The organism is Metabacillus schmidteae, assembly GCF_903166545.1.
In the GTDB taxonomy this organism is placed as follows: Bacteria; Bacillota; Bacilli; order Bacillales; family Bacillaceae; genus Metabacillus; species Metabacillus schmidteae.
In genome coordinates, this window is the sequence record NZ_CAESCH010000001.1 from 3,119,444 (window position 1) to 3,144,357 (window position 24,914).

General features: G+C 36.6%; 19 protein-coding genes. 4 read left to right on the top strand and 15 right to left on the bottom strand.

Annotated elements, in window-relative coordinates:
• Positions 1-55: 55 nt before the first annotated feature.
• Positions 56-1,669, bottom strand: a complete 1,614-nt coding sequence (gene aspD / locus HWV59_RS14985) for an aspartate 4-decarboxylase (protein ID WP_175639350.1) — start codon at positions 1,667-1,669, stop codon at positions 56-58.
• A gap of 277 nt (positions 1,670-1,946) precedes the next feature.
• Here aspD and HWV59_RS14990 point away from each other — a divergent pair, with 277 nt between their 5' ends.
• Positions 1,947-2,873: an alpha/beta fold hydrolase gene (locus tag HWV59_RS14990; protein ID WP_175639351.1), complete on the top strand. Its 927-nt coding sequence runs from the start codon at positions 1,947-1,949 to the stop codon at positions 2,871-2,873.
• Between the two features lie 77 nt (positions 2,874-2,950).
• Here HWV59_RS14990 and HWV59_RS14995 read toward each other — a convergent pair whose 3' ends face one another.
• Together HWV59_RS14995 and HWV59_RS15000 are read right to left on the bottom strand one after the other, a co-directional pair.
• Positions 2,951-3,658 carry a M48 family metallopeptidase gene (locus HWV59_RS14995; RefSeq protein ID WP_102231674.1) on the bottom strand — a complete coding sequence of 236 codons (708 nt, stop codon included), beginning with the start codon at positions 3,656-3,658 and terminating at the stop codon, positions 2,951-2,953.
• 25 nt (positions 3,659-3,683) lie between these two features.
• On the bottom strand, positions 3,684-4,175 hold the full coding sequence (locus HWV59_RS15000) for a YehS family protein (protein WP_102231545.1): 492 nt from the start codon (positions 4,173-4,175) through the stop codon (positions 3,684-3,686).
• Positions 4,176-4,471: 296 nt separating this feature from the next.
• On the opposite strand from HWV59_RS15000, the gene HWV59_RS15005 reads away from it, so the two are divergent.
• Complete coding sequence (locus HWV59_RS15005; protein WP_175639352.1) at positions 4,472-5,323, top strand: DegV family protein; 852 nt, start codon at positions 4,472-4,474, stop codon at positions 5,321-5,323.
• Between the two features lie 98 nt (positions 5,324-5,421).
• On the opposite strand, the gene HWV59_RS15010 is transcribed toward HWV59_RS15005, so the two are convergent.
• Together HWV59_RS15010 and HWV59_RS15015 are read right to left on the bottom strand one after the other, a co-directional pair.
• Positions 5,422-7,713: a glycoside hydrolase family 127 protein gene (locus HWV59_RS15010; protein WP_175639353.1), complete on the bottom strand. Its 2,292-nt coding sequence runs from the start codon at positions 7,711-7,713 to the stop codon at positions 5,422-5,424.
• 64 nt (positions 7,714-7,777) lie between these two features.
• Positions 7,778-9,067: a glycoside hydrolase family 27 protein gene (locus HWV59_RS15015; RefSeq protein WP_175639354.1), complete on the bottom strand. Its 1,290-nt coding sequence runs from the start codon at positions 9,065-9,067 to the stop codon at positions 7,778-7,780.
• Positions 9,068-9,477: 410 nt separating this feature from the next.
• On the opposite strand from HWV59_RS15015, the gene HWV59_RS15020 reads away from it, so the two are divergent.
• Positions 9,478-10,131, top strand: a complete 654-nt coding sequence (locus tag HWV59_RS15020) for a YesL family protein (RefSeq protein ID WP_175639355.1) — start codon at positions 9,478-9,480, stop codon at positions 10,129-10,131.
• Positions 10,132-10,223: 92 nt separating this feature from the next.
• Here HWV59_RS15020 and HWV59_RS15025 read toward each other — a convergent pair whose 3' ends face one another.
• From HWV59_RS15025 to HWV59_RS15035, 3 genes are all read right to left on the bottom strand, one after another.
• Positions 10,224-11,072: a carbohydrate ABC transporter permease gene (locus HWV59_RS15025; protein WP_407941636.1), complete on the bottom strand. Its 849-nt coding sequence runs from the start codon at positions 11,070-11,072 to the stop codon at positions 10,224-10,226.
• An 87-nt stretch (positions 11,073-11,159) separates the two neighbouring features.
• Positions 11,160-12,089 (bottom strand): ABC transporter permease, encoded by a 930-nt coding sequence (locus HWV59_RS15030; protein WP_175640080.1) that lies wholly within the window; start codon positions 12,087-12,089, stop codon positions 11,160-11,162.
• 240 nt (positions 12,090-12,329) lie between these two features.
• Positions 12,330-13,949: an extracellular solute-binding protein gene (locus HWV59_RS15035; protein ID WP_217708465.1), complete on the bottom strand. Its 1,620-nt coding sequence runs from the start codon at positions 13,947-13,949 to the stop codon at positions 12,330-12,332.
• Positions 13,950-15,019: 1,070 nt separating this feature from the next.
• On the opposite strand from HWV59_RS15035, the gene HWV59_RS15040 reads away from it, so the two are divergent.
• Positions 15,020-16,030, top strand: a complete 1,011-nt coding sequence (locus HWV59_RS15040; protein ID WP_175639357.1) for a DUF3231 family protein — start codon at positions 15,020-15,022, stop codon at positions 16,028-16,030.
• A 331-nt stretch (positions 16,031-16,361) separates the two neighbouring features.
• On the opposite strand, the gene HWV59_RS15045 is transcribed toward HWV59_RS15040, so the two are convergent.
• The 7 genes from HWV59_RS15045 to HWV59_RS15075 all read right to left on the bottom strand — a co-directional run bounded on the left by HWV59_RS15045 (position 16,362) and on the right by HWV59_RS15075 (position 24,892).
• Entirely contained in the window at positions 16,362-17,309 is a 948-nt protein-coding gene (locus HWV59_RS15045) for a glycoside hydrolase family 43 protein (protein WP_328824273.1), read from the bottom strand.
• A 214-nt stretch (positions 17,310-17,523) separates the two neighbouring features.
• Complete coding sequence (locus tag HWV59_RS15050) at positions 17,524-17,946, bottom strand: hypothetical protein (protein ID WP_175639359.1); 423 nt, start codon at positions 17,944-17,946, stop codon at positions 17,524-17,526.
• A gap of 44 nt (positions 17,947-17,990) precedes the next feature.
• The gene (locus tag HWV59_RS15055; protein WP_175639360.1) at positions 17,991-18,830 is read right to left on the bottom strand and encodes a carbohydrate ABC transporter permease; all 840 of its coding nucleotides are present in this window, start codon (positions 18,828-18,830) and stop codon (positions 17,991-17,993) included.
• Positions 18,831-18,842: 12 nt separating this feature from the next.
• Positions 18,843-19,775, bottom strand: coding sequence for a carbohydrate ABC transporter permease (locus HWV59_RS15060; RefSeq protein WP_175639361.1), 933 nt, complete (start codon positions 19,773-19,775; stop codon positions 18,843-18,845).
• A 95-nt stretch (positions 19,776-19,870) separates the two neighbouring features.
• On the bottom strand, positions 19,871-21,124 hold the full coding sequence (locus HWV59_RS15065; protein ID WP_175639362.1) for an extracellular solute-binding protein: 1,254 nt from the start codon (positions 21,122-21,124) through the stop codon (positions 19,871-19,873).
• Positions 21,125-21,310: 186 nt separating this feature from the next.
• Positions 21,311-23,104, bottom strand: a complete 1,794-nt coding sequence (locus tag HWV59_RS15070) for a glycoside hydrolase family 2 protein (protein ID WP_175639363.1) — start codon at positions 23,102-23,104, stop codon at positions 21,311-21,313.
• A 27-nt stretch (positions 23,105-23,131) separates the two neighbouring features.
• Positions 23,132-24,892: a glycoside hydrolase family 2 protein gene (locus HWV59_RS15075; RefSeq protein ID WP_102231524.1), complete on the bottom strand. Its 1,761-nt coding sequence runs from the start codon at positions 24,890-24,892 to the stop codon at positions 23,132-23,134.
• Between the last annotated feature and the right edge of the window lie 22 nt (positions 24,893-24,914).

A 24,914-nucleotide genomic window follows, 5' to 3' on the forward strand; every position in this document is an offset into this window, starting at 1 on the left:
TATATTCAGGTAGGGTCCTGTCATTTAACGATTTTTGTACTTTATTGAATAGTTACTATTTCAACTCTTTCCATTGGACAACATACTCATCCAGTACATTTTTTAATTCTTGGCCTATACGCGAATATGCTTCATCATTTAAATTCGCAAGAGACACGCGAATGGACCATTCCGGTGCTAAAAATCCTTCACCACTTAATAAGACAATCGATGACTTTTCAGCCAAGCGGTATAAAATATCAACAGGTTTATAGTTCGTTTTAAGGTAATCCGTGAATCCTTTTTCATAATGATGATTACACCATATTTCCAAATCGATTTCTGTATAATAGTCTGCGTCGTTTGGTAAATGTTTTTTCGGTAAACCTAGACCTTCGTATAGTAGAATCATTCGACGATGTAAAATGTCTATCGTTTTTTGTTTGTATTCATTATTCCTATCTAGGAGAGCAAAAATAGAAAAAATCGCCATCTGGATTTGTTGCGGTAAAGATAATCCCGCTGTGTGATTCATAGCAACTTCTCTGCTATCAGCGACCATTCGATCGATAAACTTAAGGTTTTCCGGATCCCTCGTAAGGGAAGCATATCTTTTATTTAATACATCTTTCTCTTCTTCAGGCAACTCACTAATTAATTTATCAAACACATTGGTTTGGTTGATAGCGACCGTTCCTAAACGCCAGCCTGTCACACCAAAATATTTGGAAAAGGAATAGACTCCAATTGTATTGAAAGGTAAATCTACCATTAGAGAACGAAACCCTTCTACAAACGTGCCATACACATCATCGGAAATGATCATAAGATTCGGATTTTCTTGGTTTACAATTCGTATGATTTGTTCGATGGATTCTTTTTTTATTGCCACAGATGGTGGATTGCTCGGATTGACAAGGAAAAGAGCTTTAATATCCTTATCCTTTAATTTTTCCAATTCCTCATATGGATATTGCCATGTATGGTGGCCTTCATCATCGATTTCTGTTGCATTAATTTTCACAATTTCGTAAGTATTGTTCGGAAGTTCCGGAATCTCTATATACGGTGGAAAAATCGGAACCATCACCGCTATTTTTGACCCTTTAGGTAGTAAGTGATTTTTATATAATGTTTCAAATATGTAGCACATCGCGGCCGTTGCTCCTTCAACAGCAAACAAATCAAACGTTCCACAAGACGTATCTTGACCACAGAGCTCACTAGATAAAAAATCATGAACAACTTTTTCCGTTCTAACGAGCATTCGGTCCGGATTAGGATAGTTATCACCAATGATTCCATCTACTAATTCATAGACCCATTCATCTGGTTCAAACTGTTTTGTATTGATTCCATAATCAACAATATCCTTCAGCAATTGGATTCCCGGAACCTGATGATGTTCTCTCGCATATTTGTTAAACCGATCTGCTATTCCAATTCGATGTGGCATCCCTGCCAAATCACCTTCATCCCATACTCGTCTTGATTCTGTTACAGCAAATTGTCCAAGTGCAAAAAACGCTTCACGAGGTGTTGCAGCGATCCAGTTTGGATTCCCTCGTCCTGCATCCAGCATGGTTCTCGTTATTCTCATTTTTTCTTTTGCAAGATCAATGAGCTTGTCTTTTAATTCAAATGGACTTAATCTTTCTAATTGATGATGTTTCTTTATTAATTCATCCATCATGCTCCTCCTAAACAAACTGCTATCTTCATTAGAAGAGTATTCCACAATTGGAAACGGAATATGATTGGACACATGCATTAGTCGTGATAATTAGTTATATCACAATTTCAAATTATTGACAGCGCTACCAAAATGGAATTATACTTATCTATAAGTTAATCAATTTGTGAAGAGACCTTAGAGACACACTTATCTAAAGATATAATTAGTGTGTCTCTTTTTGTTTTCTAAACGCCTATCATCACCAAAAAATCTATGTTCTGGAGGTTTATTTATGTCATTTCAAGAACTGAGTTTTGATTCATTTAGTCAAAAAGATTCCATTAAAGCTTGGATTTATACGCCTATTCGTAAACCACGTGGAATAGTTCAGCTTGTTCATGGTTTTGGTGAGCATTCCCGTCGATATTTGCACATGATCCTCAAATTGAATGAGGCTGGCTTTGTGGTAGCAGCAGACGATCATGTCGGGCATGGAAAAACGGCCTCTGATTCTGGAAACTGGAGTGATTGGGGAAACAAAGGGTATATGACGATGGCAGAAGATGAACATACACTTCGTCAAATTGTACAGAAAAAGTATCCTGATTTACCCTATTTTATGTTTGGACATAGTATGGGTTCCATGATTGCCAGAGGGTATTCTGCTAAATATGGAGAAGGACTTTCCGGATTGATCTTATGTGGAACATCAGGTATTTTTCCAAAAGCAGGTGAAATGGTCCCTGTCCTGAAAAAACTGATAGATGAAGGAAAGGGAGATGAAATAAACCCTGATTTACTTGGGGAATTTTTAGGCTGGATGACAGAGCGGATTGAAAATCCCAACACACCAAACGATTGGATTGCCGGAGATCCTGACGTAGTTGCAGACCATGCAAATGATCCATTCAATAACTTTACATCACCACCTAATATCCGGTCATTATACTACTTTGGGATGATGATGGAAACGATCGTCGGGACAGAATGGGCAGAAAAAGTTCCAGCATCCATTCCTGTTTACAACATTGCCGGAGATCAGGACCCGGTTGGGCTGTATGGAGAAGGTGTTTATGCCGTATCGAATTGGTTAGCAGAAACAGGAAACAAAGTAAAAACAAAGATATATTCTGGTTATAGACATGAAATCCATAACTACAGAGATATTAGGGATGAAGTTGAGGATGGAATAATAGACTTTTTGAATAGTATTGTATAGGGACTAGGTTTCTTGTCCTAATAGGGATGAGGGGGACAGGTTCATTGTCCCGTTTAGGGACAACGAACCCCCTGTTCCTAAACTGTCATTTTCCAATTTGATAGTGCCAGCCAGTTTTCTTTTTCTTTGTAGTCGGGCATTATTTTTCCAACAAGGCGCCAGAAGGAGCGGTCGTGGTTTAGGTGGAGCATGTGGCACATTTCGTGGACGACAACATAGTCGATGACTTCTCGTGGTGCCATTGCGAGTCTCCAATTAAATGTTAATTGGTATTTGGAATCACAGGTTCCCCATGTTGTTTTACTGTCCGTAATCCGTATAGACCGCGGTTTCGTTTTAAAATATTGTTGATAGGAAGATACACTTTTGTTGACCAATTCTTTGCATTTTTGGTAATAAAATCGTTTTAATGCTTGTTTTATTTTTTCATCTTCCAGCTGCTTTACATAAACGGCCAGCTTTTCACCTTCAAACACAACATGGTCTTGCGTTAAATTTGTATCTTCGATGATCTTAATGGGAAATGTTTTACCTAAATATAGAAAGCTTTCATCATTCTCATATACCTTTTCCTGAGGGCCATTCATCCGATCCTTCATTTCTTTTAGTTTCATCTGAATGAGATCCCATTTGTCCTCCAGTGCCTGAACAACTTTTTCATCTGGTGTCCTTTTCGGAGCCTGTACTTCAATTTCTCCATAGTTATTGATTGAAATTCCTATGGAAGTTCGATTTTTGTATTTTATCTCAAATTGTATTGTCTTTCCTACGTATGTATGCAGCATGTCCTCACCTATAAACAATAACTATTTATCCCCTGTATTTAATAGCTAGTCCTTTTAAAAAGTTTCTTGCGAATTTATCTCCGCACTCCATATAATTTTTATGTCCTGCTTTTCGCAATAAGGCACCAAGTTCTCCTTTTGTTACCCTAATTCCCGCATCTTCAAAAAGTTCGATCATATCCTCTGTTGTTAATGCCATCGCTATTTTCACTTTCTTTAATAGAAGATTATTAACGTGTTCACGATTCATTGACGATTGTGCTGGTGGTTCAGGCTGTCCCGGTTTAGGATCCTGCTTCCCTCTTTTGAAAATAATAAGTCCGTTTAAAAATGAATCTAACATATTATTCGTACATAGTATTTGATCACCATCTTCATCATCGTCCGTCTTGGTAAGGATCTGTGTCACCTCTGGAACCGATACCTCCACACCGCCAAGTTCAAATATTTCTGCCATTTGTTTATTTTTGATTTCTAATGCATATCTCAACCTAATTAATATATCGTTATTATCCATTACTTGACCTCCTATGGTACCTATACTTACAGATATTCAGTCTATCTTAATTCCATCTTTACAACAACCTCTCGTCTACTATAAACGAAGAAGAAATTCTCTATGTCCATATATTTTCTCCATTTAGCTTCTTTCTTAAATTTTTTATGAGTGTAAATGTACTTATGAATAATTCACTTTTTCTAAAACTTAATCTGATGAACAACGCACATTTGCATTATTATTTACCATTCATTATCATCTTTCATGTATAGTGAAAGTAGAATTGTTTTGTTTTTTAATGAGGGGGCTATTAGATGAGAAGAATTATTTTATCTACTGAAAGCGGAGCGGATTTACCAAAAGATTTAGCTGACAAGCATTCTGTTCAAGTGGTTCCGATGCATGTCATTATGGAGGGTCAGGATTATTTAGATGGTTCGTTACCTGTAGAAGATATTTATGACTATTATGAGCGAACAAAACAGATACCCTCAACAACAGCTACAAATTCCTACGAATATCAAGCCTTCTTTACGAAGATTCAAGCGGATTTTCCCGATTGTATCATTATTCATATTGGTTATACGTCAAAGGCTTCTTCTTCTTTCCAAAATGCGGTAAGCGCTGCAGAAGAGTATGATGATATTTATCTAATAGATGCTCTCAACGTTACTGGTGGATTAGCAGCTATAGTCATGTATGCTGTATCTCTAGTAGAAGAAGATCCTTCGATTGATCCTGTACAATTAATAGAAAAAGTTCAATCAGTCGTTCCTAAATCAAGGCTTTCTTTCGTTCCAGGGAACTTGGCATTCTTAAAAGCGGGTGGACGAGTAAGTAATTTTGCTTATATTGGTGGAGCTTTGTTAAAAATAAAGCCCCGTATCGAACTTATAGATGGAAAGCTTGTTTCAACTAAAAAATATCGAGGTCATATGAGTGTTGTTTCAGAAAAACTTGTACACGATTTTTTAACTCAATATAATATTGATAAAAATCAACTTTATTTTCAATACTCAATCGGACTTGATGAAAAAATTAAACAGCGGATGGATGAAATGGCAAAAGAATATGGCTTCAAAAATGTCACTTGGATTCAAGCCGGCGCAATGATTTCAACCCATGCCGGACCAGGCGGCTTCGGGATTGCAGGATTAGAATTTTGAGAAAGAACGAGGTTCGTTGTCTCCTAAAATGGGACAACAAACCTCGTATAGTCAACCTGTTCAATTTTGTTGCTCTAATTTACATTTATAAAAAGGATTTACCATTTTTTAATCACGTCATTAAGAATTCTTACTCCGTAAACTCCGCCTGCGATCTTACCTTCGCTTGAAGTAAACCTTACTTCAATTTTGTCCTTTCCTTCAGTCAAGCTAAATGGAATTTTGTAGGTCACATCAAAAAGGTGGTCAGGCATATTGCCTTTCAGCTTTTGCTTACCAATTTCTGTTCCGTTCACAAGAAGGTGAAAATCACGTTCATAATGCTTTCCATCTAAATGGATATTTCGGTCTCCGCCAAAATAAGTGACATGTAAGTACATTTCTTTTTCTGGCTCGACTGCCATTTCATAGCTGAAAAATCCGTTATCACGGCAATCGCGCCAGCCTTTATGAACTAGATTAGTATATCCGGAAAAGGAATTTTCCATGTTAATTGAGTGCTCTACCTCTGGCTGCTGTTCACCAGGCTGGATGTAATCAACTGTAATTGACTCCAGCTTTTCCGCTTCACTTTTTTCTTCTGTTAAGAAATTCTCGTAAGCTGCTTCGTCCATTAGGTTCCAATACAATGTATAGCGCTGATGATGAAGCGCATAAAAAGGAATTAGGGTTAATTTAATGTTTCCAGGCTGTCCGATCGCTTCAGTTTCAAACATTAATGCAGAGCCTTGAACAGGTTTTATCCATTTTTTTATATCTGATTCTGCGGTAACGAGTGTTGGGACATTGATTAATGGGTGATTATTTAATTTTAGATGATCTTCTAAAATATCAGTTTCTGGAAAATTATCTCTTCCTAATGCTCCAGCAAGGACAATCGGTCCATACATAAACGCTACCTTTGTCGCCTCATCCTTTGCCCGATACGTATGAAGCTCCATTGGAAGGCTGATTTCAATCGTATCATTGGCGTTCCAGCTGCGGCTAATGGATAAATAACCCTCGTCACTAGTACCTTTGAATGTTTCTTCCCCATTTACAACTGCTTTTACTTCTCCCGAAACCCAATATGGCACACGGATATGAACCGTTAATGGCTCGTCCTTTGCTTCCAGAATCGTTAATGTTGTATTAGCAGACTCAGGGGATACCGTTTCTTGTTTTAATTTGATCGTATTGTTATCTAACGTAATTTCTGAAGCAATAAATAAATTTACAAACAAGTCATTATTTTCTTGATGATAAATACTTCTTGTATAGCGTGCCGGATTTTCCATTCCTGTTCCTGTACAGCACCAGAATGAATCTTCTGCTGAACAATATACTTTGAAATGCCCGGGCTGTGTTGAAACAAAATAGGTTTTCATCCCTGAATCAGGATCCTGTGATGCGAGAATATGATTGTATAAGGCTTTTTCATAATAATCCATATACTCTGCTTTATGTGTCCATTTAAATAAATGCTCAGTGAGCTTCATCATATTATACGTATTACAGGTTTCTGTTGTCGTGACACCAAGTCGTTCAGAATCCTCAATTCCAAAATGCTCATCTCTGGAATTTCCGCCAATCACATAAGAGCGATGTTTCGTTACTTGATCCCAGAAAAAGATAGCTGCATCACGATAATAGGTTTCACCAGTGATTTCATAAAGCTTAGCTGCTCCAATGACTTTTGGAATTTGCGTATTGGCATGTTTCCCTTCCAGCTCATCAATCCCCTTTGCTAAAGGATCGAGAATTGCCTTTTGACAAAATCTGATCGCAAGGTCAAGATAATCGCGATTGCCAGTAATCAAATACAAGTCTGCCATTGCTTCATTCATGCCGCCATGCTCGCAAATCAGCATTCTTTGAAATTCTTCATCTGTTAGATGATCTGTTCCCTTTTTTGCCCAATCTGCGAGTTTGATCACAACTTCAAGAGCCTTTTCACTTTGAGCAAGCTGATAGGCATCGATTAGACCGGCATAGATTTTATGAATGCTGTACCATGGAACCCATGAATCACCTAAACTGAAATTTGAAACCTCAAAGTCACCGCCTGCAAACACCTTATCATAACAATCTCGCGGAAACCCGCTGACATACCCGTCCTTATCAAATGATTGCACATAGGCAAGCTCTTCGATTGCATAATCCAGCTTTTCCTTTAATTTCTCATCTCCTGTTACCGCATACATTGTAGAAGCAGCAGAAAGCCAGTGTCCGATTGAATGTCCGCTAATTCCCTTTGTTTCCCAACCGCCATAGCGTGGCTGTTTAGGTGTCAGCGATGCCGCATCATAGCAAGAAGCTACAAGTCGATCAACATTAAGAAACAGTAAATAATCTTTTCCAATTTCCTGTGAATCTTTGTAAATTCCATTTAACAGTTTTACATCATTCATTTTAATCATCACCTTCTTTTATAGAATAGTTTCGACCCTTTCTAGTGCTCATTTAGCACCTTACTTACACGGTTATTTTCAATAGAACGGATGAGTGTGGCTCGAGATCATAACCAATCACTTCTTTTACCGAATCTAAATGTTCATGCTTCCATAAATCTCTTAGCTGTACTTCCTTTGTTGAAGGTAATTCAAGTTGCTCTAATGATACTGATACATTTGTTACTTTTTCACCAATATTAAATAATGCGACATATAGGTCTCCATCTTCTCCGTGCGCAGCCCACACAACCTTGTCAGCTTCTCGATACACTTGGCGTGCCCCATGGCTGTTTCTGTGCATATGAAGGACTTCCTCATTTGTCAGTAATGACAATGTCCAGTCATCGTTATCACGAAGTTCACCGCCAAACATCAGTGGTGAGCGGAATATGGACCATAATGTCATCATCGTGACCTGCTCATCCTTCGTAAACCTTGTGTAACGGTCACTTGCCCCTCCGTCTACTGATCGAATTCCGATATGTCCTAATGGCAGTATGTCTGCATCCGGCCAGTAGCCCGGACCGATATTTTTACTCCATTTATAACAACGTTCAAACATGTTATACAGCAAATCCCAAAGATCCCAAAAATCATCTGTCATTCGCCACATGTTTGCATTTTCTTCGAATAAGCCTGCATGCTCAAGTGGTGCTGGACCAGGAGAAAGACTCAATACCATTGGACGACCGCATCGATCTATTGCTTTTCGAATCATTTTGATTTCCTCTGTATGTGTGCTATAAAGCTTTGAGTCTGCAATATCATCGACCTTAACAAAATCCACTTCCCACTCTGCATATAGCTGAAACAGAGAATCATAGTAGTTTTGAGCCCCTTCCTTTGAGGAGTCAATACCATACATATCTGTATTCCATGGACAAATCGAATTAGGGTGGGCAATATCTCTTGCTGTTACATCTGTTCCTGCTATTTTCATATTCTGATGGACTGCCTGACGGGGAATTCCTCTCATAATATGAATGCCAAATTTCAAACCAAGTTTATGTACATAATCAGCTAATGGCTTAAAACCTTTACCATCCTTTGCTGACGGGAAGCGATTCACAGCAGGAACCAATCGAGAATACTCATCAATTTCCAAAGGCACAAATGGTCGATAAGCAGAAGAAACAGCACCCGGCTCTGACCATTGGATATCAACAACCACATACTCCCAGCCAAATTGTTTTAAATGCTCTGCCATATAATCTGCATTTCCCTTTACTTCATCCTCTGTAACTGTCGCTCCATAACAATCCCAGCTATTCCACCCCATTGGAGGTGTTAATGCATATTGATGATGTTTCATGTATTTTTCCTGCCCTTCCTTTTTTTATTGGTTAAAAGGTGTACGATAAGAATCAATTGGTTGAATCGGTTTCGGCGGGGTCTGAACTTGATGAAAAAAAAGGAAGCGAATTGGATCTGTATCAATCTCTTAATCTATTAGCAAAACACCCGATAGTAAAGCGCTAACATTTTTTTGTTACAATTAACTTGAACGGATATGATACATTTCCAACTATCTGTGGTATACTATTTGTACGTACATATAGATTATGAGAAAATTCTGTATTTGTCAAGGGTTTATGGGTTCCTTCTTCGTTCTCTTTTATTCTATTGGAATTATTGTTTAAGTCCTATAAATCCTACTTCGCTTTTTATCTGCTATCATTATTTTTAAAGCGCTTTCTTAAACTATTAACAGGGGGAAAATCAATGAAAAATGTGACAAGTTGGTACATCCGATTTGGAGAATGGACGTTTCATTTATTCGTCCTTAATCTATTATGGTGTTTATTTTCAGTTCTGGGACTTTTTGCTTTTGGTATTTTCCCGGCCACAGTTGCCATGTTTGCTGTTATGAGAAAATTAATAATGTCACAAGATGATGTTCCAATGGTAAAGCTGTTCTGGCAAACATTTAAAGCTGAATTTCTTAAATCAAATTTAATTGGCTATCTCTTTTCCATTGGTGGATTTATCTTGTATGTTAATATAAGAGTTTTACAACAATTGGATTCAAATGTTATTAATCTTGCATTTATCATCCTCACATTTATTTTAGCATTTCTTTATTTATTGACTTACCTATATGTATTCCCTGTTTTTGTTCATTTTCATTTGAAAACAAGAGATTATATAAAGTATGCCTTTATTCTTAGTATTGGTAAGCCATTACAATCAGTTCTTATGATTCTCACCTTGTGTGTTGCCCTGTTTTTATACATCAAGCTTCCTGGTATCATTCCTGTTTTTGGCGTAAGTCTATTCTGCTATATTATTATGAAAATTTCTGTTGCTTCGTTTCCGGCAATCGATTCGAGTCAGTATCAGGCAGAGCAGTCCTTAACCGCTCTTTCAGACCGTTAGAAAGATAAGACACAAAAGACGCATTTGGATATTATTCCAAATGCGTTTTTGCGGTATCTCTTTTCATAAAAGTACGAATAAGCTTCATTCAATTAGCCTTTGACAGACCCTATCATAACCCCTTTTTCAAAATACTTTTGTAAAAACGGATAAACAACTAAAATGGGTAACGTTGAAACAATGATAACTCCGTACTTAATTTGATCTGCATATCGTTGAGCATAGCCGCTTCCCGTACTTCCGGCACCCTCAGCGAATACTTGGTTCGAAATCAGAATATCCCTTAATACAATTTGCAATGGCTGCAAGCTGTAATCACGAATGTAAATCAATCCCGTAAAGAAGTCATTCCAATGCCATACCAGGTAATAAAGACCGATAACCGAAATGACAGCTTTTGATAAAGGCAATACGATTTTCGAGAAAAATTTAAAGTGATTACAACCATCCATAATCGCTGCTTCATACATTTCATGAGGAATTGTACTTTCAAAAAATGTTCTCGTAATAATGAGGTTAAAGACATTGACAGTAACAGGGTTAAAGATAAATACCCACATCGTATCAATCATATTTAAGTCTTTCATTAATAGATAAGTAGGGATTAGCCCACCATTAAAAAACATTGTGAAAACAAAGAAAAACATTAATGGACGTCTAGCTCTAAATTCTTTTCTTGATAGGGCATAAGCCGCCGGTAACGTGAATAGCAGGTTAACAAAAGTTCCTCCTAATGCATAAATCATTGTATTTCGATATCCGACCCAGATTCTTGTGTCCTGAAAGATTTCCTGATAGCCGAAAAGACTAAAGCCTTTTGGAAATAATAAAACTTTTCCTGTAGCTACAAGGGTTGAATCACTGACTGAGGCAATGACGACAAAATATAAAGGATAGGCTACCACTAAAAATACCAAGGCACAAATTGTATAGACAAACATATCGAAAATTTTGTCAGAGTTAAATTTAGTCTTTGGAAAATCCATGACCTTCCCTCCTTGCAGATTACTAGATTTTTAGACAGGTCCTTACCACAAGCTAATTCTTGACGTTCTTTTCGCAATATAATTCATCAGTAACAATAATGAGAAGTTAATAACAGTATTAAATAAGCCAATGGCTGCTGCATAACTAAATTGATTCGAAATAATACCGATTTTATAAACATAGGTTTCAATTACTTCTGAAACAGGAAGGTTTAACGAATTTTGCATTAAGAATATTTTTTCAAAGCCTGTACTAATAATATGTCCCATGTTAAGAATGAGTAGAATGATCACAGTTGGGATGATCGCTGGTAATTCGACATTTCGAATAATTTGCCATCTGTTAGCTCCATCAATCTTCGCAGCATCATATAATTGCGGATCCACACTGGAGAGCGCAGCCAAATAAATAATACTGTTCCATCCAACATGCTGCCAAACGTCTGAAAGCACATAGACAGGTACAAATGTACTTGTAGAAGCTAATAGGTTTAAATCTGCAAAGCCTAAATTTTTCACTAAAAGCCCGATTATACCGGTATTAGGTGACAACAGTACATTTAATAATCCAACCAATACGACGATTGAGATAAAGTGTGGCAAATAGACCGTCGTTTGAAGGATCTTTTTCCCTCTTTTCCAGCGAATTTGGTTTATCAATAAAGCCAAAATAATTGGTGCTGGAAAACCTACGATAATTGTTGTTAAGCTAATAGCAATTGTGTTCCTCAACAGGTCAGTGAACATATGGCTATTAATAAATTGCTCAAAGTATTTGAACCCTACCCATTCTCCCCCGGTAAGCCCGGCCGTAAAGTCATATTCACGGAAAGCCAATTGAATTCCGTACATTGGGATATAGTTAAAAATCAATACACATATTACAGCAGGAAGAACTAACAGCCAAAGCTGGTAATCACGCTTAAACGTATTAAAAATGGTTTTCTTTTTTGCCGTAGGAAGAGCCGTCATATTATTTGTTTTTTCGGTTTGAGAGTTTATAAAGGCCATAAATAAATTCTCCTTTATTATGAAAGATGAGGTTGACTATAAAAACAAAGAATACAGCCAGTTCCTCCAACACATTATATAGTCTCCTAATAGATTAGAAGATACATATATATATGTTAAGAATAGGACAGCTCCTTTTAAGTCAACCTCCTCTTCCAAATTATTTATTTACTTTTTGCTTAAAACGATCTTTTCTACCGTTTATTCCACTTTGGCTTTGTACTCGTCGAAATATTTCTGGGTGATTTCCAAGTTTGATGGAAGTCCAATTTGATTCATTTTCTCGACATATGCATCCCATTCAGCATCAATGCCGCCTTCTGTTACCCATTTAGCGAAGTTCGCCATCGCTAAGTTCATTAGCTCTGTATTGACAAGGCTCATTTTATTATTGTCTTCTTCCGAATATTTCAAGAAGGTTCCAGGTAAGACATCGTTTTTCGTATCAACCGAGTCTAGTGCAGTTTGCAAGGCTTCTGTTTGCTTACCCACTGATTGCATGTCTGTACCTAGCGTAAGATTCACAGAATCTGAGATATACATTGGACCATTATCAGCCCATGTAGAGGTCCACTTCCAAGTACCTGGATCCATTTTTTCATCTTCCGGCGGAAGGACAGTGTAGCTACCGTCTCCATTATCCTTAATATTAGGTCCTATAGAACCAAATAATACTTGCATGCTCACTTCAGAATCATATAATTCATTAATAAACTTCATTGCAGCTTCTTTATTTTTCGTTTGTGAAGACATTTGGATCATATTAACTCCATAGTTTAAGTCATTGTAGTCATATGACCATGATGGCTCGACTGTACTGCTCTCATCCACTTTTAATGGTGCAAGAGTCGTATATTGATCTGCTAATTCATTACCAAATCTGTCTGATAGCTCCCAACCATACGTATATCCAACCTTTGCCTGATCACCTTCACCGCGCGCAACAGACTGGAATTTCGTATAATCCTGAGTAAATGCTTCAGCACTTATCAGTTTATCTTTCCAGAGCTTATTTAAAAACTCAACCATTTCTTTATACCGCTCGTCTACAAAAAAGTTTTTCACTTCACCATCTTCAGCAAAATAGCCTTGACCGCCTCCACCAGCAATCGTCATACCTGTGCTTCCAAGTAAGACTGTAGGCTGGAAGAAACCAAATCCACCTGTTCCAACTGGCGCAAAATCCATTGGAATTTCATCATTTGGATCTCCATTTCCATTTGCATCTTCTTCTTTAAACGCTTTCAAAACCTCATATAACTCATCCCATGTTTTTGGTTGCTCAAGCCCTAAATTATCGAGCCATTGTTGATTGATGAATTGTCTTGTAGCCGTATCAGGCCAAAATCTTTGATACTTAGGCAATCCATAAATCTCACCATTCAGCTGGGAAGCAATTACTTTTGATTCTGGTTTTTCTTCAAACATTTTCTGAATATTTGGTCCGTGCTCTTCAATTAACGGTGTTAAGTCTTCAAATAATCCCTTGAATTTCGAAAAATCTGCATCTGTAATGGCATTCGGTCCAACAATTAAATCAGGAATGTCTCCGCCAGCAAGCATAGCACCTTTTTTCTGATCCCAATCGGCCGTTACCTCTTCCCATTTAATATCTACACCAGCACGCTTTTCCGCTTCTTCCAACCATTCCATATCGTTTACATCTTTCGTTAATGGATGCTTCGTAATAAGACCAGTTAAAACAACTCGACCATCTTCTGTTTTCTCCGGCTCCTTACTCGTTTTATCGCTACAGGCAGCCAGCGTAGTTGCGGCCAAACAAGATGTTATCAATATCGACACTAATTTTTTCTTTTTCACTGTAACTTCCCCCTGACCATGTTTTTTAAAAGAGCTTCGCTAAGACATGAAATTTACCTTGCCATTTGTCCTATAACTAATCTGGAATTATGCTAGCAGGACAGGATATTGTTGATGCTGGTTAATTTTCAAACCTACTGAAACTATCAAATAAACAACAAACACGTTTTGTTACACAAACATAAATCCGTATTAATGACACGAAAATGTTGGTGTCATCGGGTAAGATTAACAGAATTTTGATGTTTTACGATTAAAACATCCCCCCTTTTTTAATAGTATCGTCCTAATAACTTAGTAAATTAGCAAAAACATTTTTCTGTTAACGCTTACATTTATGTGAGCATTTTACAGTTATTTAATTCCTAAGTTACAATAGAACAACATACATAAATTACATCCACCCCATTGTTGTACGAACGAATAAACCATCATAAATGCACGGATTAAATATGTACGTATGTGCAAGTATAATCTAATTATATTGAATGTTCAGACTTTTTTCAATGACAAAAATTTTATTTTTATGAATATAACATGTGCCTACATGTTTACCTTCTTTTCCATCAAGGATTTAAAAGCTTTAAGAATTAATTGTTTTCAATGAAAAATGTTAAATAAATGCTTATTTTATACACAATGATAAGGGAAAAGGTCTATTTTACTTTTATACTACTCCTCTAACGCTAATGCTTAATTTGTTTCCTACACTCTATAGTTCCGGACAAGTTCGCTCTGCTTTTCGATTAAATGAAACAGTCATTACATATTTAAGAACTTGAATTAAGGCTGCTCTAATATGGTAGGTTACATTGTTGACTAATTTAAGGCATAAAGACTTAATGGATCTTGCCCTACATGTACGAATAAATTCAATATTCTTTCACGTTCTTGAAAGTAGACTATGATCCCCTCCAAAAAAATATAAAAATATGGTGGTCTTACTCAAGTTAGTGTTTGACTTATCTGCCATTATAAGCTGTCTCTCTACAACGAAGTATGTTTTTCCTTTTTATTGGAAATTTTATAAAGTATACATATTGAGCAATTTTTGTCAGGAGGCAATTTATATGGTTTTGACGAATCCTATTAATGTGTCTGAAGTAGGATCTATTTGGCAGACGTATCAAGAGAAGACGTTGATTATGAGATTTTTGGAATACTTTATTGAAAAATCGGATGATCAGCAGGCTCGAAATATCTTGGGTGGGTTATGGCAGGAACTAGATTTTTATGTTACTGAGATGGAAGTATTATTTACTAAACAAGGAATGGTTAAGCCGGTTGGATTTAATAAAGAGGATGTTTTTTTAGATGCCCCCAAATTATACGATAATGGTTTTGACATTATGTTTGTTCGTATATTAAAAGAAGTCAGTATGGGCCTTTACACTTTAGGAATGAATATGACCTATAATAAAGAAGTGATGGCAATTTATGAAGGACTTACTACGGTTACGCAAAAAATATATAAACTTTCAACTTCCTATTTACTTGAAAGAGGAATCCTCTCACTTCCTCCCAAAGTAACCATGCCGAAAACGACGGAATTTATTAAAGATAAAAAATATAAAGAAGGTTTTAAGCTTTTTGGCGACAAGAGACCATTAAATGACCTTGAAGTCGGGATTATCCATCACAATCTTGAAGTAAATAATATCGGGATGCAGCTGATAACAGGTTTTGCACAATGTGCACAAAACAAAGAAGTAAGAAAATATTTCTTTAAAGGAAAAGAACTAGCAAAAAAACAAGTGAATATCATGGAAAAATTTCTTTTAGAGAGTGATGTTCAACTCTCTTCGACCTCCGGAGCTACAGTCACTACATCCACTGTCCCTCCTTTTTCTGATAAACTTATGATGCATTGTATATACATCCTAAATGGATTTGGACTTGTAGGAGCTGGAACAGGAGCTTTCTTTAGTTTAAGAAATGATTTAGTGATGAAAACCATGTTAATAGCAAAAGATGTTTATACCTATGCAGAAGAAGGAATTGAAATTAAATTTAAAAATGGATGGTTTGAAGAGCCTCCGCAAATGGAAAATCGAAACGGAATTATTAAAGGAAATGACTGAGTGATAAGGGGCTAACGTTGAGGAGGATGTAAAGGTGGAAGAGCTGGAGCTATTACCTGTCATCTTTCCAAATTACCTTCGATTACAGGTGATTTATCTGCGATTTTAGAGAGTTTATCTTCGATTTTTAGATTTTATCTACGAATTGACAAAATCCGACATGTTTTCGCACAAAATAAAACTCAAATGCCATGCAGCTGAGTTTTTCTGTCACTTGTGTACACTTCGTAAGACCAAGTCTTGGGCGACTTTTTCTCTATTCTCGGACAGGTTTGTTGTCCATTGGGACAACAAACCTGTCCCTCCGTCCCTACAAGGTTTTACTCTTCCCTCATTCACCCGATGGAACAATAATTGGCACCGATGTTGACAAAGGGACTCCAAAGTTTGGGGTACCATCAGAATTCCAATTGATTTTTTGAATTCGGGTGCTTCGTCTTTGACTACCACCTTCTGATTCTGGAATTGCATGATAAACAATCCAGTCTTCTGTTTCATCAGGCGATTTGGTAAATCCATTATGGCCTGGAGCAAATACACCATTTTCGATACTTTTTTTAAACACAGGCTCGGATGCTTTATCCCATGATTTAGGGTCCATCACATTCTTAACGTCTGAAGTAGTTAACATGCCCAGACAATAATCATCACACCAGGTTGTGCTTGCGGAATAGACCAAAAACAACTTATTATTACGTTTTAATATCACTGGTCCCTCATTTATTGCCATTCCACCCTTCATTTCCCAATCATATTCAGGTTTTGACAATAATACGTTCGGTCCGGATAATGTCCATGGATTTTCCATCTCAGCAATATATAATGCTGAACCATACTCTGGAAAGTTGCCATATCCTGCGTATACAAAATAAATACGACCTTGATGTTCAAAAATTGTACCATCTAAACCAGGGTGTTCTGTGTTAACATATCCTTTTTCTAGCCATTCCCCTTTAAATGGATCTCTTGCTTGATTCTCTAAAACAAAAACTTTCCTTGTTTGATCGTCACCTTTTCCGTCATTCGCCGTGAAATACACGTACCATTTCCCATTTACCCTATGAATTTCGGGTGCCCAGATATTGGCACAATTAATCCCCTCTGCAGGAGCAGTCCAAATCGTTTTCCAATCACCATCCGCAATTCCACTTAATGTATTAACTTTCCATAAATCGAGTCTAGTCTTTTTAGTAACCATAAAATAATATGTTCCATTATCTTTATACACCCATGGATCAGCGCCAGGATTTAAAAGTGGGTTATGAAAGGTTGATTTCATCATTATAATCTCCTTTTTTATCGAACTATTTAACTGCTTCATCGTCTTACTATGTCAACAAACCTAGTGAGCAATAAAATCACTAGGTTCATTGATGAAATATTACTTTAGTAATTGAAAATAATCTAAAATAGGAAATGAAGGGATCCTTTTTTTCTTTTGGCTATAATACTTATCACTTTTTAACCTATTGTAACGACCACCGCGGTATAAGTTACTGTTGATTTTGCACTTGATAGTTTGCCAGTTTAGATATTGACTTATTTTTAGCTAATGCTAAAATCCCAGCAGAAAGGAACAATATCGAACCTAGAATATCCATCACAAAATAAGATGCTAATCCCAGCAGGATAAACCAAATAGGTTTTTTTACTTCTGTTTGATCATCCTTCAATGTCCTTGCTAACACAAAGTTAAGAATTCCTAAAATAACAAATATCATCCCAAAAGAAACGGAGAACATATACAAACTCCCAAAAACAGAGTCTGCTGCCTCTAACTTTGCAATAGAATTGGACGATGTTTTTAATCCTTCACCTTTAATATAAGTTGCATACAAAAAAATCGTCAGAAGACCTGAAGTGACTTGCCATACAGACCCTATTAGAGCTAATCTTCTTTCTAGCTTTCTATTCATCATTTAACCTCCTTGATCAGAAGCAGATTGTTAAACGAATATCATTACCCTTTAACCCCTGATGACAAGGAAAGTGATTCCATAAAATATTTTTGTGTAAATAGATAAAGGATAAATGTTGGAACAATGGCAATCAGTGCTCCTGTTAAAGAATGGGCAACCTCAAGTGAACCATACATTCCCTGAAGCAATTGTAAACCAGGTGTAATTGGCATCATTTCAACTTCATTAAACACAATTGAAGGCCAAAGGAAATCATTCCAAGCCCCAGTAAATGTAAATAAGGCGACAACCGTTAATACAGGTCTAATTAGAGGCAAGATTAATTTTGTGAAAATTTGAAAATCAGAAGCACCATCAACTCGCGCGGATTCATCAAAGTCCATAGGAATTCCTAACATAAACTGTCTGACAAGAAAGATACTAAATACTCCAGCAGCACCCGGAACGATGGCTGCCAAATAACTGTTCACCCACCCCAGTGTATCAACAATTTTATATAGAGGAATGAGATTAACTACAGCTGGGAACATCATCGTAGCCATTAGAAAAAGAAAAATAGCATCCCTTCCCTTGAATTTCATTCTTGCATATCCATACCCGGCTAATGAAACAAGAACTAATACTAAAACAGTTTGAGAAACAGAAATGATTAGTGAATTGATAAACCACTTTGCTACTGGAGCGCTCGTATTCTCAAAAAGAACATCCTGATAGTTACCGATAACCCAATTTATCGGTAAAATCGTAAATGCATTTGATTGGATATCTGCTTCACTTTTGAATGTAGAAAAGAATGTGTACCATAGTGGTACAATCCATATAATAGCCATCATGAATAAGAAGAGGAATGAGATATACTTAGGAAACTTTTTTTTCTTCATAGAAAGCACCTCCTAATCACGGTTTCTTAAAAAGAAGAATTGAATAGCTGAAACAATCATAATACAAATTCCGAGAATGACAGCCATCGCTGCCCCAATACCGGCAATTGAAATTCCGGAACCAAATGCGTTTTCTTGAATGTACATTAGCAGGACAGTTGTTGAACTTGTTGGTCCACCATTTGTTAACATGAGCGGTTGTCCATATACATTAAATTGGGCAATTGTCGTAATAACGACTGTATATAATAATTGAGCTCTTATACTGGGAAGAGTAATTCTAAAAAATTTTTGAACACTGTTTGCTCCATCTATAGAGGCCGCTTCGTATAAATCTTTCGAAATCCCATTTAACGCTGCTTGATAAATAATCATATTTGCACCGATTGTCCACCAAACCGTTACAGTTACTAATGTCATCCACGCATACGGCTGAGTAGCAAGCAAGTTTGTATCCATTTTAAGGTAGTGATTGATTGGTCCAAAAGAAGCACTGTATAACATTGAAAAGATGATCATAACCGCAGAAACTGAAAATAATGTCGGCATGTAAAATAATGCCTGGAAAAATTTCAACCCTTTAGGTTTTGTATTTAGACCTGCAGCTAAGAGCAATGGAACAATGATACAAGCAGGAACTGTAAAAAGAACAAATTTAAATGTATTTCCCAAACCTATTCGTAATTGTTCGAAAAAAGTAGAATCTTTATTAAACAAGATTTCCGTATAGTTTGCCATCCCAATAAACTCAGGCTCACCTATTAGGTCCCAATTGGTAAATGAAATGTAAATTCCAAATATAGTCGGAAATAGAAAAAAGATGCCAAATAAAATGAGGTGGGGACCTATGTAGAGATATGGAGATAAATTTAATCTTCTTTTACTCGTATTCCCACCCAGCGCTGTGGACATAGTTACTTGTTTATCTGTTCCAGTTTTTATCATATGATTAACTCCTATTCTTCCGTTATCGAATAGAGTGAGAATTCCTTACTGACGACATAAGGAATTCTCAATAGATGATTGAAAAAAACTTAGAGTTATTTCTTATTATTCGCTGCTATTTTATCCTCAACTGCTTTTTGAGCTTTTTCCAATCCTTCTTCAATGTCTAATTTTCCGAATATGGCATCACCAACTAATTTATCAACCTCTTCCGCTACAAACCCATTATATTTATAATCAAAGATTTTAAGAGACTCTTGTAACTTAGGGTCTTCTACTAAGAATGAATGTGGTAATTCCTTGAATTCCGGATTTTCCAATGTTGATAATGCAGCTGGATTTTGTCCTGCTTGAGCCCAAGGAAGTGAATTTTCTCTAATATAATCAAGGAAATCCATCATACCATTTATTTTCTCCTCAGATCGATTTTCGTCCTGTAACATAACGAATTGGTGTGATGAAGTCCAGTTTACAATTTTATCTGCTGAAACTTGAGGGAAACTAGTGAGACCCCAATCCAATGTTTTCACTTCATTTAAACTATTTTGCATCCAAATACCTTCAGGGTAGAAAATGGCTTTATTTGATTTAAATAACTGTCCAGGATCTTCTCCATCTTTGTTCGTTATTTTGTCATCGACCATTCCTTTTAATAATTCTAGTGCTTCTTTCGCTTCTGCCGTATTTAGAGTTGGTGTTTCACCGTCACTTGTAATGTCTCCTCCAAGCTGATTGTAGAGTGATAAAAAGATTGGTCGAGTCCATGTAATCCCCATCCCTACAACGCCGTCTTTCTTAGAAACCTCTGCTGCTTCTCTAATTTCATCAAATGTAATAACGTTATCATCAAGTGCAGTCGGAGCATATTTTTCTAGTAATTCTTTGTTATAGTACATAACAAAGCTATGAACATCTAACGGTATACTATATCTACTACCATCGATATCCCCAATATCCCATCCTGCTGGTACATAGTTTTCTGCACTTATATCAGGATAGTCAGCTAGTAGGTCATCATAAGTTGATAACATATCACTCTCAACAAACTGTTTGATTCTCTCTGCATGTACGATAGTCAGATCAGGAATTCCTTTTCCAGAGTTTACGACAGTCGGGATCTTTGCATACATATCATCTGCAGCAATTGAAACATTTTTCACTTTGAAGTCTGGATTTGTCTTATTATACTCATTCACAATTTGTTTCATATTTTCTCCATCAGGACCAGTAAAAGGATTCCAAAAGACAATTTCATTTTTAGCTGTGCCAGAGCTAGATGAACTACAACCAGATAATGCCATGACAAATACCAAGAGAATTGAAAACATTAACCCTGCTTTCTTTTTCATTCTTTCTCCCCCTGAAAATATGTTTTTTTAAACAACCAACATAAGACTAAATCCTTACCTCCCATCAATTAAAGCGTTTACATTTTAGATCTGACTAACAATATCCTCTATTATTGCTTTATATATAAATCTCTTGACTGAAACCAACCAGACTTCAGTCAAAAGAGACTTATTAAAATGCACAAGTTACTTTACCACATGCACATGCCACATATCATTTATTCTACGAATCTCTTGCAAATCACATTTTGGTTTTCGATCGTACGTCAAAATCCCATTAATCTCCTGTTCCACATCGGTTAATTGTGTATAACAATAACCGTGTAAGGATTGAGATTCATATACTGCTTTCATCACTCTTTCATAATCTGCTACATAATCTTCCTCATTGGTGACAGACGTATAGCCCCAACCACTTTCGTCTCCTGCTTTAAATCCAATGCCCCCAAACTCTGTTAAGAGAATTGGCTCGCCACTGTGATTAAACTCTTGTGCGTAAATATTTCTACCTGCTGGCATTGAATGAAGAAGATTTTCGGTCGTTAATAACGAATGACGAAACTCATTGTACTTTTCGAGTTCGTCTTTGTGGCCATGATTATAGTTGTGAATTGCACAAATATCTGTTGTTGTCATTTCCCATCCATCATTTGAAATGACTAATCTAGTTTTATCAAGTGAATGAATGAGATGGTACATAGCTAAAGAATGGTGTTTTTCCTGGGCATTATGATTAATGAAAGGAACTCCCCAGCTTTCATTAATCGGAACCCACGTAACGATACACGGATGATTGTAATCCCGATCAATAATGTCTATCCATTCTCTTGTTAATCGAGCAACGGCATCTTCGCTAAATGAAGGTGAAGCAGCACATTCTCCCCAAACTAAGAAGCCTAAATGATCTGCCCAATAGAGAAAACGAGGATCTTCTACCTTTTGGTGCTTCCTGCAGCCATTAAACCCCATTTCCTTTGCTAATTCGATATCTCCCTTTAAATCTTGATCTGTTGGTGCAGTCAATAACCCTTCTGGCCAGTAGCCTTGGTCAAGGACGAGTTTTTGATAGTATGGTCTGTTATTTAGAAAGACCATCCCATTTTCAGTATGTATTTTTCTCATACCGAAATAGGATGTGATGTCATCAAGAACACTATCTCCCTCTTTCAAACGAATGGTCACATCAAATAAATTTGGATTTTCAGGTGACCAGTTCCAACCCGCATGATGGAAACCTGTTCTGAATATCTTCCGATTGTAGAGATTAATAGACCTTTTAGTAAAACTCTCATGTACTCTTACTGTTTCACTTGCTACAACTTCATTCTTAAAGCAAATATCAATTTCAAGCTGTTTATTTACATAGTCACCTGTTAGTTCAACATCAATTGAAATATCACCAACATCAATATCAGGAGTAAATCTCAGTTTATGAATGTGCGTTTTATTCACTGCTTCTAACCATACGGTTTGCCAGATTCCAGTGGTCCTTGTATACCAAATTCCTGCTGACTTCTCAACCCAATATTGCTTTCCACGAGGAATTGTTTCATCTTCAGAAGGGTCTTCTACTCTTACAACAACCGATTGCTTTCCTTCGATTAAGTAGTTTGTAATATCGAAGGAAAACGGAGTGTGTCCTCCTTCATGAGTACCTACTAAACTACCATTAATAAAAACCATTGCCCGATAATCTACAGCTCCAAAATGCAAGATAATTTGCTTATTAACCATTGATGCAGGGATGTCAAATTCTCTTGTGTACCATACCCAATCATGGAAGCTGGGATCGTTAATACCACTTCGTTTTGTTTGATACGCAAATGGCACGTTAATCTTTTTGGTAAATTGCGAATGTTTGAGGTGCCATTTTTCCTCCAGCCCGATATTCTCATCATCAAATTCAAAATTCCATTCTCCGTTTAAATTAAGCCAATCTTGTCTAACTAATTGTGGTCTTGGATATTCATTTCGATCCATCGTTGTATTCTCCTTCGGATATCGTAATTACTTCCTATTTATCTCTCGAATTTTACTTACATCTACTTTTGGATTTCTTTCTTCATCTAAAAGACCATTAATCTCCTGTTGAACATCCGTTATTTGGGTATAGCAAAATCCACTAATGTACGGAGTATCTTTTATTGCCTGAGTAATCGATTCATAACGAGATAAAAACTCCTCTTCACTTTTCACCTGATTGCCATAGCCCCAACCTTTTTCCGAATTAAATGCAATACCACCATACTCACTGACAATGATTGGTTGCCCCTGATAGGTATACCCTTTTGCCATAGCATGTTTATGTTTATTGAACGCAATATTGTTCTGAACAACCTTTTCTTTATCTTGATAACGACTCTTGAACTCATCACCATATTCTATATAATCATGTAAGGTAATGATGTCTGACACTGTATGCTCCCAGCCATCGTTTACAATAACAGGTCTCATACTGTCAATAGCTTTTGTCAGGTGATAAATGCCCTCCGTAAATTGTTGTTGTTTTTTATCTGTAAAGATATTTTTCACACCCCATGATTCATTAAATGGTGTCCATGTAATGATACTTGGATGATTATATTGTTGCTTAACAACTTCGATCCATTCCTCTGTGAAGTTTTGGATGGCCTCATCTGAAAATTCATATGTTGCAGCCATTTCTGACCATACAAGAAGTCCTTTTTTATCCGCCCAATAGAGGAATCGTTGGTCTTCCACCTTCATATGTTTTCTTACACCGTTAAAGCCCATTTCTAAGGTTTTATCTATGTCCTCAATAATGGCTTCCTCGGAAGGTGGTGTTAAGTGGGATTCTTTCCAATATCCCTGATCTAAAATTAGTTTTTGATAAAGTGGTACATTGTTAAGTAATACATTTCCATTCTCTATTGAAATTTTTCTCATCCCAAAGTATGACGTAACTTGGTCAATGAGGTCTCCGTTTTTATATAATGCAAATTCTACATCATATAAATGAGGTGATTGTGGACTCCAATGAACAACTCTCCAATGATGAAATTCACTAGCAAGATTTGTCGACATTGTTAGATTAGGACGGTTTACAGTTTGATCAAATGACTTTATTTGCTGACCATCATAAGAGATCGAGGTTCTCAAAATTAATGGTGTATCAATATTCCCTGAAACTTCATAAGAAAACTCAATAGATTCTGTATCAATATCTGGTGTCATCTTGACCGATTGAATATGTGCCTCATTTAAAAACTCAAGCCATACCGTTTGCCAAATCCCTGTTGTCTGAACATACCAGCATCCATAACTATGATCTAACCATCTTTGTTTTCCTCGCGGCTGAAAACAGCTTTGACTATCTTCGTTTTTAACGACAATATATAATTCGTTTGTTTCTTCCAAGAAATCAGTGATATTGAAAGAAAATGCGATTTGTCCACCCTTTCGTTCACCAACAAAGTGGCCATTCACCCATAATTTTGTTATATAATCTGCTGCTTGGAAGTGAAGCACAATCTCCTTGTTTTCATACTTACTAGGGATTGTCACGCTTTTTTGATACCAAACATTAGGACAAAACCCTTCTTCACCTATACCGCTTGCTTTTGTTTCGTATGTAAAAGGTACATTGATTTTTTTGTCAAAATGATTAGCATCCTTATACCATTTTTCTCTCTCACCTTTATTCTCTTTATCAAATTTGAAATTCCATTCACCATTTAAGTTCTTCCATTCTGCTCGTTCAAATTGTGGTCGCGGGTATTCTTTTCTAGGTATGTTTATATTTGTCATTCTAATTATCTCCTTTAATAAG

What these genes read in the sequence shown, in the direction of transcription:
- aspD (WP_175639350.1), bottom strand. Translation starts at nt 1,669, where the DNA reads ATGGATGAATTAATAAAGAAACATCATCAATTAGAAAGATTAAGTCCA.
- HWV59_RS14990 (WP_175639351.1), top strand. Translation starts at nt 1,947, where the DNA reads ATGTCATTTCAAGAACTGAGTTTTGATTCATTTAGTCAAAAAGATTCC.
- HWV59_RS14995 (WP_102231674.1), bottom strand. Translation starts at nt 3,658, where the DNA reads ATGCTGCATACATACGTAGGAAAGACAATACAATTTGAGATAAAATAC.
- HWV59_RS15000 (WP_102231545.1), bottom strand. Translation starts at nt 4,175, where the DNA reads ATGGATAATAACGATATATTAATTAGGTTGAGATATGCATTAGAAATC.
- HWV59_RS15005 (WP_175639352.1), top strand. Translation starts at nt 4,472, where the DNA reads ATGAGAAGAATTATTTTATCTACTGAAAGCGGAGCGGATTTACCAAAA.
- HWV59_RS15010 (WP_175639353.1), bottom strand. Translation starts at nt 7,713, where the DNA reads ATGAATGATGTAAAACTGTTAAATGGAATTTACAAAGATTCACAGGAA.
- HWV59_RS15015 (WP_175639354.1), bottom strand. Translation starts at nt 9,067, where the DNA reads ATGAAACATCATCAATATGCATTAACACCTCCAATGGGGTGGAATAGC.
- HWV59_RS15020 (WP_175639355.1), top strand. Translation starts at nt 9,478, where the DNA reads ATGAAAAATGTGACAAGTTGGTACATCCGATTTGGAGAATGGACGTTT.
- HWV59_RS15025 (WP_407941636.1), bottom strand. Translation starts at nt 11,072, where the DNA reads ATGTTTGTCTATACAATTTGTGCCTTGGTATTTTTAGTGGTAGCCTAT.
- HWV59_RS15030 (WP_175640080.1), bottom strand. Translation starts at nt 12,089, where the DNA reads ATGACGGCTCTTCCTACGGCAAAAAAGAAAACCATTTTTAATACGTTT.
- HWV59_RS15040 (WP_175639357.1), top strand. Translation starts at nt 15,020, where the DNA reads ATGGTTTTGACGAATCCTATTAATGTGTCTGAAGTAGGATCTATTTGG.
- HWV59_RS15045 (WP_328824273.1), bottom strand. Translation starts at nt 17,309, where the DNA reads ATGAAATCAACCTTTCATAACCCACTTTTAAATCCTGGCGCTGATCCA.
- HWV59_RS15050 (WP_175639359.1), bottom strand. Translation starts at nt 17,946, where the DNA reads ATGAATAGAAAGCTAGAAAGAAGATTAGCTCTAATAGGGTCTGTATGG.
- HWV59_RS15055 (WP_175639360.1), bottom strand. Translation starts at nt 18,830, where the DNA reads ATGAAGAAAAAAAAGTTTCCTAAGTATATCTCATTCCTCTTCTTATTC.
- HWV59_RS15060 (WP_175639361.1), bottom strand. Translation starts at nt 19,775, where the DNA reads ATGATAAAAACTGGAACAGATAAACAAGTAACTATGTCCACAGCGCTG.
- HWV59_RS15065 (WP_175639362.1), bottom strand. Translation starts at nt 21,124, where the DNA reads ATGAAAAAGAAAGCAGGGTTAATGTTTTCAATTCTCTTGGTATTTGTC.
- HWV59_RS15070 (WP_175639363.1), bottom strand. Translation starts at nt 23,104, where the DNA reads ATGGATCGAAATGAATATCCAAGACCACAATTAGTTAGACAAGATTGG.
- HWV59_RS15075 (WP_102231524.1), bottom strand. Translation starts at nt 24,892, where the DNA reads ATGACAAATATAAACATACCTAGAAAAGAATACCCGCGACCACAATTT.